Origin of the sequence: Bartonella sp. CL162QHHD, from assembly GCF_042195435.1 — a bacterium.
Classification (GTDB): Bacteria; Pseudomonadota; Alphaproteobacteria; order Rhizobiales; family Rhizobiaceae; genus Bartonella.
Window position 1 is genome coordinate 144,872 of sequence record NZ_JBHIOG010000061.1, and the last position, 13,025, is coordinate 157,896.

The following is a 13,025-nucleotide window of genomic DNA, read 5'->3' on the forward strand; positions in this document are numbered from 1 at the left end:
TTTTTCCAAGCTTTTTATGGGATTCTAAAATATTATTTATGAAACTGATTTTTTAAGTTTTGCAATATCATGATATCTATTTTTTTCTGAAAGTGATGGAGTATGTAAAGGATATTTTTAGATTGAACTGTATAAAAAATACGGTAAATTTATTTATTATTAAAAGAGTTACAGCGCACTGGTACCTCTAGAACCTTTTAAAACTTTAATATTTATTTTTATATTACCTATTTGAGTTAGAGAATAAACTGTAGCCAATTCTACGTTGAAAAATATCAGAAAAATTTTATATATTTTTTCGCGATGACTTAAGACATATAATTTATTTCGATATTTTTTAAATCTAAACTAAAAAATCTGCTTTATAAACATAGCTTTTCAGTTTTTCCTTGTATAAATATTGTATACAGTCAAAATAATACAAATAATCAATAAGCTGAAATTTGTTATCCCAAATATGAGATCATATGACCTATAAACCGCATGTCTTTTCTATTTCTCCGGGAACTGCTTTTTTGCCTCACTTTGTTGATGCACTACTTTCTGGTAGCCTTATTGATAATTTCGCTTCAAGTGGAGACATTCAAACTGCCCTTGCCGATAGCCTTATTTATGTTCCGACACGTCGTGCTGCTCGCGCTTTGCGTTTAGCCTTTGTTGAAAGAAGTGATACACAATCAACATTTTTGCCAACCATTCGTGCTCTAGGAGATGTCGATGAAGACAGTTTTCTTTTTGTTGAAAATCATACCAGTGCTCTAGATCCACCTATTGGAGAAAGCGAACGTCTTTTACTTTTAGCGCGCCTTATCCGTCCATGGCGTGAAAATTTGCCTGCGCATCTGCGTGCCATGTTTGGTACAGAAGATGTACTTATTCCGGCTCATAGTGCTGATGCGATTTGGCTTGCGCAAGATTTAGCACATTTGATGGACGAAATTGAAGCAGAAGGAGCAGATTGGTCAGAACTTAAAAATATTGCACCTGATATGGTCGCTGAATGGTGGCAAATAACGCTCGATTTCTTGACTATTGTTACGCAAAATTGGCCAAAAATCTTGAAAGAAAAACAACGAAGTAATCCCGCTGAATGGCGTAATCAAGTACTCACAATGCATGCAGAGACTTTACGATGCATGCAGCCTGATAAACCGATCATTGCAGCTGGTGTGTCAGGTTCTATGCCCGCAGTTTCTCATCTTTTAAAGGTTATATCTTCTCTGCCCAAAGGGGCTGTTGTTCTTCCTGGTCTTGATCTTCATATGGATGAAGAACAATGGAATGCACTAAGCACAAGCAATAAAGAAAAAACAGTTTGTGATTTTTTTGATCCTGCAGAAAATGTTTTTAGCCATCCTCAATATCATTTAAAAAAACTTCTAACTCTCATGGAGTGTCAACGTCATCATGTTTGCGAAATTGGCCAACAGAGTAGCATAAAGAAAAAACGAATGGCTCTTTTATCAGAAGCACTCCGACCAGCTTCTACAACAGATAAATGGGTACAAATTGTCCGTGATGATTATGAAAATCTTTGTGCAGATTGGTCATTTATTGAAGCTATAAATGAACGTGAAGAAGCTCTTGCGATTGCTGTTACCTTACGCAAAGCTATTGAAGAACCTCAAAAAACTGCAGCCCTTATTACAAATGACCGTAATTTAGCACGCCGTGTTGCTGTGGAATTACAGCGATTTGGAATTGAAGCAAATGATTCAGGCGGAATACCACTTGCACAAACATTGCCTGTAACTCTCTTACGACTTATTTTAGAAAATGTATTGCAAGCTGATGATCCCATTGCTTTTCTTTCTCTTCTTAAACATCCCCTTACAACACTCCAACAAAACCGTCATCGTTTACGGGAAATGGCAGAAAATTTTGAACTTTTTGTTCTTCGAGGGAATACAGGGCGCATCAATCTTTGCGAGTGTGATCAATTTCTCGAAAAATGGATTGATACATCCTTTCATAATAGTTCTGAAGTCAACACCCTTGATCAGCAGAAATGTGAAGAAGCACGTCTCCTTTGTCATCTTTTGAAAAAAGCTGTTGAACCTTTAACATCTCTTATGAAACAAGAGAAAGAATGCACCATCAATGAGGCTGCAATAGCAACTGTTGAGGTTTTTGAAAATTTTGGTCGCAATGAGGATAATTCTCTTGCACATCTTTATCAACACGAAGCAGGACAAGCCCTATCAAATTTTTTGCGTGAATTGGTCAGTGATCAATCAGGATTAACATTTCATCTTTGTGAATGGCCCGCTATGTTTTCTGCCATAATAGCAACCCGTTCCGTCGCACCTTCGCCTGGAGGACATCCACGTTTATTCATCTGGGGTACTTTGGAATCGCGTTTGCAAACGGTTGATACAGTGGTCATCGGCGGTCTTAATGAAGGGTCATGGCCGATATCAACCCGAAATGATGCTTTTTTATCGCGACCGATGAAAATGATGTTAACTCTGGAACCACCAGAGCAGCGTATTGGTATTTCTGCGCATGATTTTCAATGGGCGATGGGAATGGAAAAAGTGGTGATGAGTCGCGCATTGCGCGTTAATCATACGCCTTCCATTCCTTCACGCTGGCTACAACGCATGGAAACAGTTGTAGGAAAACAGGTTTGGGAACAAATCCGTGAACGAGGTGAAATACTACGCCATTGGGCAAAGATGCTTGATCATACAAGCATAACTTCTGAGGTGGAACGTCCTTGCCCTGCTCCGCCTCTTGATATACGCCCGCGTCATTTTTCAGTTACTGAAATAGAAACATTGCGATATGATCCCTATGCTATTTATGCTAAAAAAATCTTAAGGCTCAAACCACTTAAAGAACTTATTCATGATCCTAGCGCTTCAGAACGAGGAACACTTTATCACGCTATTCTTGCAGCTTTTTGCACACAAATGAAAAATCCAAATGCTGCAAATGCACTCAATGTACTGCTTGCTATTGGGCGTAAAGAGTTTGATAAATTCAATTTTCCACCCGATATTGAAGTAATTTGGTGGAATAGTTTTGAAAACCTTGCTCCACGCTTTATTCAATGGGAACAAAGTTTAGGACTGCGAGAGCGATATTCGGAAGTGGTATCACAAAAAATTCCTATAGGAACAACAGGAGTAACCCTTTCAGGACGTGCTGATCGTCTTGATGTTTTGCCAGATAAAACGGTTGAAATTCTAGATTTCAAAACCGGAACCCCTCCTTCATCAAAACAAGTTCGTGAATTATTATTTCCGCAATTGGCGTTAGAAACAGCTTTACTCATACAAGGGGGCTTCCCAGATTTTCAAGATTTTACCCCCTCAAATTTATTTTACATTCCTCTTAACAAAAAAGGTGAAATTAAATCCCAATCAATTCTTTTAAAGAAAAAAGACGGAAAAACTCATCTAAGTGCTGTTGATCTTGCTGACAATGCATGGGAAAATCTTATCGCACTCATAACTTATTATCAAAATCCACAACAAGGTTATCTCTCACATGCTGTCCCCATGTCAAAACGATATGAAGGTGACTACGACCATTTGGCTCGGTTGTGGGAATGGTCAAGTGGTTTTCATAAAGAAGAGTAATCATGACGTTTTTTTCTATTCCTGAAGCCGCTCTTGATGCACAAGCAACAGCAACACATCCCCAAAAAAACGTGTGGGTTTCTGCAAATGCTGGATCTGGAAAAACCCACGTTTTAAGCGAACGTGTTATCCGTTTGCTTTTAAACGGTACGCCTCCAGCACGTATTTTATGCCTTACTTATACAAGAGCTGCTGCTGCTGTTATGCAATCACGAATTTTTCGCACGCTTTCCAGTTGGAATGAGCTCGATGATGCACAGCTGCAAGAAACCTTAACACGGTTTGAAAAAAAGCCTGTTAATGCGCAAAAACTAACTTATGCACGACAACTCTTCGCGCGTGCTCTCGAAACGCCTGGTGGCTTAAAAATTCAAACGATTCATGCTTTTTGTGAAGCTCTCTTACATCAATTTATGTTAGAAGCCAATATTGCAGGGCATTTTGAACTTCCCGATGATATCGGTCGAAAAAAATTACGACAAGAATCCCGTCGTCAACTTTTAGCCCGTCGTGATGTACAACCTGCTTTGCAACAGTTACTTCAAGTTATTAGCGAACATACTTTTAACCAATTGCTCTATGAAGCAGTTGAAAAGCAACATAAATTGTCTGATTTTTTATCTTCTCTTTTATCTGAAAATGGAGAAGAAAAATTGCGCGCGCTTTTTAACTTAGCGCCCAATGAAACAAATCAATATCTGCTGGAACAAATTAAACAAACAGCGCGCCTTCCTCTTTATGCTCTTAAGCATTGTGAAATCAATGGTAGTCAAAGCTTTAAGGATATGGTGGAAAAACTTTCCCAATTAGAAAAGGTGCATGATGAGAAAAATATTCTCAATATTATTTCTGATATTTATTTTACAATCAAAGGTGAGCCGCGTAATTTTTCAAATTTATCTCGTAAAAAATCAGACGAAATTTGGCCTTTTATTCAACAAATGCTTGAAGATAAACAAAACAAGCTTTCTGTTCTTTTAGAAAAATATCAATGCGCAAAGGTTGCCACTCTCAATATGGCTGCTTTTCAGCTCTGTGCTATTTATCTCAAAATTTATAAGAATCTAAAAAAGTCCAATGGCTTCTTAGACTTTGATGATCTTATTGAGCGTACACTTCATTTGTTACAGCGCAAAGGTGCAAGCCAATGGGTGCACTATAAACTTGATCAGGGACTTGATCATATTCTACTTGATGAAGCACAAGACACCAACCCTGAGCAATGGCAAATTATTCAACTGTTGGCACAGGAATTTTTTTCAGGGTATAGCCAACGAACAAACATACGCACTCTTTTTGCTGTTGGAGATGAAAAGCAATCTATTTATTCTTTTCAAGGCGCTGCTCCAGAAAATTTTGCTGCAAATGGACGAATTATTCAAAAAAAAGTGCAGCAAACAAATCAGCAATTTGAAAAAATACAACTGCATTATTCTTTTCGCTCTACAGCAGATGTTCTTAAAAGTGTTGATCTTGTTTTTGAAACACCAGAAAACTATAAAGGACTTTCGGCAGAAAATACAAAAACGGTGCATGAAGCTATTCGTGTTCACAGTCCCGGTGAAGTTGTTATATGGGATGCCATTTCCAAAGAAACGAGTGACTTTCCTCAAGATTGGCATGCAACTGTTAATCATTTAGATACACCTGAAGTGCGTTTAGCAGAAAAAATTGCTGAAACGATTGCCGACTGGTTACAAAAAGGCGAAATGCTTCCAGCAAAAGGACGCTTAATACGTGCAAGTGATATTATGATCTTGGTCCGTAAACGTGATCAATTTGTCTCAGCTCTTTCCCGTGCTCTTAAACACCGTAATATTCCCGTAGCAGGAGCTGATCGTTTACAGCTTACCAAACATATTAGTATCCGTGATTTAATGGCGCTTGCGCGTTTTGTTTTACAGCCACAAGATGATCTTTCTCTTGCTTGTGTTTTAAAAAGCCCACTTTTTGCTCTTAGTGAAGAGGAACTCTATCAGCTTGCTGCACACCGCACCGGCTCTCTTTGGCAAAGCTTATTTACGCACGCATCATCGCAGGCATCTTTTAAAGATGCTTTTGAAAGGCTAAACCATTATCGCGCTTTAGTGGATAAAATACCGGTTTTCGAGTTTTATAGCCATATTTTGAATAATGATAAGGGAAGACAAAAAATTCTGTCTCGTTTAGGATCTGAAGCAAATGATGTGCTCGATGCTTTTATGGATTATACGCTCACTATTCAAAAAACAGGATTACCAGGATTACAAGCTTTTTTAGAAACATTAAGTGCAAGCGAACCAGAAATTAAACGTGAATTTGAACAAAGTAATGAAGAAATTCGCATTATGACTGTTCATGCTGCAAAAGGACTAGAGGCTGCTGTTGTGTTTTTAGTCGATCCAGGTAGTGCGATTTGGCATCCTCAGCATGCGCCTCACTTGCTTAAAGTTCCTTTAAACAATGCACAATGGAATGGAAAACAAGCCTTTATTTGGCATCCCAATGAAAAGTTTGATACAAAACTCTCTAAACAAGCAATTTCATATTTAAAAGAGCGTGCAGAAGAAGAATATAGGCGTCTTCTTTATGTAGGAATGACACGTGCTGAAGATCGCTTGTTTATTTGTGGATATAAAGGCCCGAAAACGCCATCTCATACATGGTTACAACTCGTAAAAAAAGCCCTCGAACCGCATGCCCTTGCTATAAAAGATTCTTCGGAAGATATTGCAGCTTTGCGTTATTGCATTACACCTGCTTCTTCTGCTTCTATAAACTCAAAAGTCCCTTGTGCTGAATGCCAAACCTTACCACCGTTACCTGCTTTTTTCTCCCATAAAATACCAGAAGAACCAGTGCTACCAAAACCGTTGAGACCCTCTGTTGCTAGTCTTTCCATTGAGGCTGATACCGATATTTCTTCTAATTCAAAATATCATAGCGTCTCGCCTGTTTTGGGAGAAAAAAATACCAACAGGGCTTTTTCCATTGAATATGGTAATCTCGTTCACCGATTGTTACAATACTTACCCGATTGTCCCCCACAAAAACGTCGAGATTATGCTCGAAACTATCTCAATATCAAAGCCTCTCATTGGGATGAAAGCCAAAGAGAAGATGCTCTTCGCCATGTTTGGAAAATATTAGATCATGTTTACCTCAAGCCCCTTTTCTCTGAGCATTCACGTGCTGAGGTCTCCTTAATGGGTATTGTGAAAATTCGTGGAAAAGAACAAGCAATTTCTGGTCAAATTGACCGTCTTTACATCACGCAAAACAGCATTATCTTTGCCGATTTTAAAACAGGAACCCCACCAGAAAATGAAGCTGCTATTGCTTCCCATCACTGGTTGCAAATGGCTCTTTACCGAAAATTGTTGCAAGCTATTCATCCCGATAAAGATATCCAGGCTCTGCTTATCTACAGTAAAGAAGCCAAAATTTTTAAACTTCCTCCAGAAAAACTTGAGGCATTTCTTAGTGAAGTTGCTTTATAAGCTACTCTTTTCCTTGCAAATCATCTTTACACTTTATTTACTTTCATAAAATCGCCCAAACAAACACAATGCACAATCTCTAGTGTAAAAAAGTCCTTTAATAATTTATCTTTGCAATAACTTGATATGAATTGTTATTATACCAATCTATAAAAAGTGAATATAAAGGATAAATCAATGACGTGTATAAAAGTTGATAAGGACAATTTCGAAAGTGAAGTTCTAACCTCTTCCACCCCTGTTGTGGTTGATTTTTGGGCAGAATGGTGTGGCCCTTGCAAAGTGATTGCTCCAATGTTGGATGAGATTTCAATAGAAATGCAAAATCAAGTTAAAATTGCTAAGGTAAATATTGATGAAAATCCGGAACTGGCTACCCAATACGGAGTACGTTCTATCCCTACATTATTAATGTTTAAAAATGGAAATATTTCATCGAATATGGTTGGCGCTACCTCTAAAGGACGTCTTTCTGAATGGATAAAAGATGGGCTTAGTTAATTCCACATATAATCACTATAAAGGAGAGAAGTTTTGTCTCTCCTTTTGACTTTTTAAAATATTCTTTTTTGCATTATATTATAATGAAAAGACAATAAAAATCAAAATTTTAAATGAATTTAAGAATTCGTGCTTTTATGCATGATTCAATTGACCATTTTTATAAAAAATTGCTTTGTATGAAGAATATAGGCAATTCTTTCCTTATATGCGTGTTAAAAAATATTGGGTGAATGATAATTTCATAAAGGTATTTTTTCTTAGATAAGACTATTGAGATAGATAGTGCTTTCAACACATAAAAGGAGATTTTAAGCAAAAACTTTGCAAATTACTTTTCTGAAGCTCACAATTTTTAAGCAGAAAGAAACAAGCAATTCACTACAGGTTATAGAATGCTCTTCTAAAGGGTTACCACTTCAATTTAAAATTCTCTTATACTATTCTCTAGAATCAAAATTGTAGGTATCAGATTCTCTAAAATAAATTGATGAATTCCTATAAATTAACGGCTGTCCTTTGCAATTTATGTCATTGTTATATGAAAGAGTCAGCACTTCGTTTCATCTTCCATGGTCGGTGCCTCCATGAAGCCTTATTTATGTTGTTCATCATCTCAAATTTCATAGGTATATCCTGAGATATTACCAACTAAAAAAATGATGATGCCCATGATTATATCTATGTTTTTTAAAATGTACGAATTGTAAAAGACTGTTGCAAACATTCAATGGAATGTTGTGCTGATTTAACTGTTACATGACGCCCATGTTCTTTATAGTGTAAGGTGAGTGCAAAAGTGGCAAGCTCTAAAAGAGCTGTATTTCTTTCTGGCCATTCAACAAGTAAAATATTTTTCTCACGAGCTTCATGAAGCCCTAATTCATCAATTTCTTCTGCCATAGAAAGGCGATAAAGATCAGCATGAATAATTTCAAACTTTGGAAGTTGATAGCTTTGCACAAGAGTAAAAGTAGGGCTTGGAACATCCATAGTGTTATCGTTTGCAAGTGTTTGGATGATTGTACGTGCAATGGTTGACTTTCCAGTTCCAAGATCCCCTTGCAGCGTTACAAGATCTCCTGGCTTTAAAGAAAGAGCTAAATTTTGTGCAAAAAGCTTTGTTGCCTCTTCATTTTCAAGAAAAAAACTAAAATTCATTAAAAGTTCCATGAAATGGATGAAAATTTTTTGTTATCATAAAAGTTAAAATTAAAAAATCTTATCTCCTTTGGAGAGTGGGAAAAAACATTTAACTGTTGTTCCTTTTCCAGAACCGGTAAGAATTTCAACATGTCCACCGTGTAGTTCAACGAAACTTTTCACAAGGGAAAGGCCAAGACCTGCTCCCGCACGCCCACCATGGTGTGAATGGGAAGAAAAACGTTTAAAAATACGATCAAGGACGTCTTCTGGGATGTCAGAGCCCTGATTGTGAACGCTAAAGACAATGTTATCATCTTGTTCATCGACGCAAAATTCAATAGTACTCGCCTCCGTTGCAAAATTAATAGCATTGCTCAGTACATTCACAAAAATTTGATGCAAGCGTTTTTCATCAGCAGAAATAGAATTTAAGGAAGGGGAAATTTGTTGTAAAAGCGTAATATGACGTCCATTAAGGCGATCTTCTACGCGTGCTACTGCTTGTATCATAGCATCGGCAATGTTAACCGATTTTATGTCCAACTCCATAATGCCTGCATCAAGGGTAGCAAGATCAAGAATATCGTTAACAATATTTAAAAGAGTTCCTGATTCTGAATGAATGTGTTCAAGATATTCTTGTTGACGTTCATTGATAGAGCCGAAAATTTGATCACGTAAAATATCGGAAAATCCAATAATATTTGTGAGAGGTGTGCGCAATTCATAAGAAACATGTTGGACAAATTCATTACGCAAACGATCAGCACTTTCTAATGCTTCATTTTTTTCTTGAAGAGCACGAGCAACATGGACAGTATCCGTAACATTCACAAAAGTAAGCATCGTTTGTCCATTAGGAAGAGGGACCAGAGTATAGTCAATAATCATATCATTTTTAAGATCTATACGACCTGAAAATGTTTCACGTTTTTCAGCAAAACCGGTAATGAACTTGGTAAACTGATCCCATTCTGTCCCCAAGGTTAAGGCTGAACAATGGCTTTGTAACTGTGTAATATGGGTTCCTTCTACCAGTAAATTATAAGGAAGAGACCACAATTTCGACAAGGCAGGATTCGATAAGCGAAGGCGTCCATCAGTACCAAAAACGACCACGCCTTCAGAAAGTTTATCAAGTGTTTCACCTTGTATTTTAATAAGTGTATTATAACGGCGCTCAAGATCAATTTTTTCTGTAAGGTTTTCGTACAGCCAAGTGACACCTCCTTGTGGATGAGGGTTCGAGACAACACGCACCGTACGCCCATCTGGAAGATTCCAAATTTGTTGGTTTGATTCTGTTTGCCAATAGGCTTTTAAAAGTTCTTCTTTCCATGCGCGCCAATCAGGGTGTTCAGCAATGAGCCCCTTTTCACGTAAACGTTCAAGAAACAATGTATGGCTTGGTTCACTTTCTAAAAAAGAACTCTCCAACGGCCATAAAATTTTGAAAGCATGATTACAGAATTTTAATTTTTGGTTTGTATCAAAAATGGCTACAGCTGTTGAAATTTGGTCAAGTGTTTCACAATGGCTTTGAAGAACATATCTTAATTCATGAGCAAGATTTTCATATGCGCTGTCATCACGTGCAAAAGCTGCCATTCCTTCAGCTGTTGTAATACGTGTGAGATGAAAACGGTGCCGTTCTCCACCAATAACCGTATGAACATGTTCTTGAAAAATTGTTTCTGTTTCATCTGTTTTGCGTTGTGTATTTTCATTGAAAAGATCCCCCACGTCATCACTGTCTTCAGGAAAGTCTGTCATTTCTCTAAAGGCGCGATTGATAAAACAAACTTTTCCTTCACAATCTTTTATCCATACGGGCTCTTGAATAAGATCAAGAAGATTACGCTGCATTCTCAGTTCAGTAAGAAGGCGGGCTATATCTTTCTCTAAACGAGCATTTTCACTCTGTTGTTTTGAGATATCTTGAAAACGAGCAATAGCGACTGTTCCTGCGATGACTCCTGTAACTTGTAGCAGTACATTGTTTGTGGTGGTGATAGAAAGATCAAAAGGGTGACATTTACAACGTAGTTGAGTCAATGCATAATCAAGTTCTCGCAGAGAATTTTCTTCAACCCAGAGCTCAAAACGCTGAAAATCTTTCTGATCGATTCCTATTTTTTGCAATGCAGAAAGAGCACCAACAACACGGGGTAAGGTTGTTGGATTTTCCCAAATAAGAAGGAATTGCTCGGTTTCTTTCAGAAGCCATTCATAATATTTAAGTTTTTCAGAAAAATTTGCCTGAAGTATCTTCAAAGGCTTCTGTGCAGTTTTTTTTGCACGCACGGTAACAGCTATGCACGAGAGAAGTGAAGCACAAGAAATTCCTCCACACAGCGCTAAAAGCAGCCATGGACTATTTGGAAAAGTGAAGAAAAATGGTAAATAACCTTCCAATGACTGAGCAACAGCGCATGTTGGAGAAAAAAAGAAAAAAAGGCAAAATATATACGTATAGATTCGGATCACTTTTTGAGCTTTTTCTTTGGGGTTATAGTCACCAAAGCTAGGCACGGCATCTTTCCCTTTTTTAACCCAAGGAAACGTATTAGTAACGGTAATGGTTTGGTTTATAAGGTCCTTGTGGTGAGACTCCAATATAGGCGGCTTGTTCTTCTGATAAAACACTTAATTTTATTCCTAACCGATCAAGATGTAGACGTGCAACTTTTTCATCAAGATGTTTAGGCAAAACAGTGACTTCATTTGTATAGTGTTCTGCACGGGTAAAAAGTTCAATTTGCGCTAAAACTTGATTAGTAAACGAGGCTGACATGACAAAAGAAGGATGCCCAGTCGCATTCCCGAGGTTTAACAAACGCCCTTCAGAGAGCAAAATGATGCGTTTTCCATCGGGAAAGGTGATCATATCAACTTGTGGTTTTATATTTGTCCATGGCAAATTTCTAAGGGCAGCGACTTGGATTTCGTTATCAAAATGACCAATATTTCCAAGAATACACATATCCTTTACTTGTCGCATATGGTCTAAACGAACAACATCTTTATTGCCTGTTGTCGTGATGATAATATCAGCACTGGAAGCAGCATCATCCAAATTAACAACTTCATAGCCATCCATAGCGGCTTGAAGAGCGCAAATGGGATCAATTTCTGTTACTTTAACACGAGCCCCAGCACCAGAAAGAGATGCTGCTGAACCTTTACCTACATCACCATAACCACAGACAATGGCAATTTTACCGGCGATCATCACGTCTGTTCCACGTCGAATACCATCGACCAATGATTCTTTACATCCATATTTATTATCAAACTTTGATTTAGTGACGCTATCATTAACATTAATAGCAGGAAAAGGTAGAAGTCCTTCTTTTTGTAACTGATAAAGACGGTTTACACCTGTTGTGGTTTCTTCGCTTACACCTTTAATTGCTGCACGCTGTCGTGTAAAAAAACCTGGCGTTGCATACATACGCTTTTGTATTTGTTTGAAAAAAATTTCTTCTTCTTCTGTTTTGGGATGCGATAAAATATCTTTATTTTGTTCTGCACGACTTCCCATTAAAATATAGTTTGTGGCGTCAGCTCCATCATCTAAAATAAGATTGGAAGGATTACCATCTGGCCATTGGAAGATTGCATCTATATAAGTCCAATATTCTTCCAATGTTTCACCCTTAACGGCAAATACAGGAATGCCAGTTGCGGCGATAGCTGCTGCTGCATGGTCTTGCGTAGAAAAAATATTGCTAGAGCTCCACCGTATATCGGCGCCAATCGCTTTTAATGTTTCAATTAAAACAGCTGTTTGAATTGTCATGTGCAATGAGCCAGAAATACGCGCTCCGCGCAAAGGTTGGCTGGAAGAAAACTCCTTACGACAAGCCATCAAACCAGGCATTTCAGTTTCAGCAATATTAAGTTCTTTACGACCATAAGCGGCAAGTGCAATATCTTTGACAACAAAATCTTGAGCTGCCATTCTTCATTCCTTTAAAATAAGTTTTTCCAAGACGGTAGGAGAAATTAAAAAAAAATGCAAGACAAGAAGAGGACTTCTCTATGTGAAAAAGCTCTTTTAAAATCTCCATAAATTTGTGCAACAAATATGCATTTACGGATCTGAGTAGTGATGTTACTAACAGAATAAGAGATCTTCATGATAAGTCTTATTATATAAACAAAACTCTATCCTTTTCACGTAACTTTAAAGCTTTTAAAAATCTCTAGAGGGAATACCTTTTAAATAATAAAAATGGTGCATTGCTTCACAGTTTTTATATCGATTTTTTATGGGATAATATCGAAAGTAGTATACCCATATTCTACT

Annotated in this window: 7 protein-coding genes; 3 read left to right on the top strand and 4 right to left on the bottom strand. The window is 37.5% G+C overall.

All coding sequences use genetic code 11. The annotated features are described in order from the left end of the window. Nucleotides 1-32 precede the first annotated feature (32 nt). The gene (locus ACFILD_RS06275; RefSeq protein WP_375645451.1) at nucleotides 33-149 is read right to left on the bottom strand and encodes a type II toxin-antitoxin system RelE/ParE family toxin; all 117 of its coding nucleotides are present in this window, start codon (nucleotides 147-149) and stop codon (nucleotides 33-35) included. 318 nt (nucleotides 150-467) lie between these two features. Between ACFILD_RS06275 and addB the strand changes: the two genes are divergently transcribed. From addB to trxA, 3 genes are all read left to right on the top strand, one after another. Further along, nucleotides 468-3,587, top strand: coding sequence for a double-strand break repair protein AddB (addB, locus tag ACFILD_RS06280; RefSeq protein ID WP_375664903.1), 3,120 nt, complete (start codon nucleotides 468-470; stop codon nucleotides 3,585-3,587). A gap of 2 nt (nucleotides 3,588-3,589) precedes the next feature. Continuing rightward, entirely contained in the window at nucleotides 3,590-7,066 is a 3,477-nt protein-coding gene (gene addA / locus ACFILD_RS06285; protein WP_375664904.1) for a double-strand break repair helicase AddA, read from the top strand. A 177-nt stretch (nucleotides 7,067-7,243) separates the two neighbouring features. Continuing rightward, nucleotides 7,244-7,567 (top strand): thioredoxin, encoded by a 324-nt coding sequence (trxA, locus tag ACFILD_RS06290; protein ID WP_273790200.1) that lies wholly within the window; start codon nucleotides 7,244-7,246, stop codon nucleotides 7,565-7,567. A 690-nt stretch (nucleotides 7,568-8,257) separates the two neighbouring features. On the opposite strand, the gene tsaE is transcribed toward trxA, so the two are convergent. From tsaE to ahcY, 3 genes are read right to left on the bottom strand one after another with little or no spacing between them, the layout of a single operon-like run. Further along, nucleotides 8,258-8,728: a tRNA (adenosine(37)-N6)-threonylcarbamoyltransferase complex ATPase subunit type 1 TsaE gene (gene tsaE / locus ACFILD_RS06295; protein WP_273790201.1), complete on the bottom strand. Its 471-nt coding sequence runs from the start codon at nucleotides 8,726-8,728 to the stop codon at nucleotides 8,258-8,260. A gap of 51 nt (nucleotides 8,729-8,779) precedes the next feature. Beyond that, a complete protein-coding gene (locus ACFILD_RS06300; RefSeq protein ID WP_375664905.1) occupies nucleotides 8,780-11,245 on the bottom strand; it encodes a PAS-domain containing protein in 2,466 nt (821 codons plus the stop codon). A gap of 34 nt (nucleotides 11,246-11,279) precedes the next feature. Beyond that, entirely contained in the window at nucleotides 11,280-12,677 is a 1,398-nt protein-coding gene (gene ahcY / locus ACFILD_RS06305; protein ID WP_375664906.1) for an adenosylhomocysteinase, read from the bottom strand. Nucleotides 12,678-13,025 lie beyond the last annotated feature (348 nt).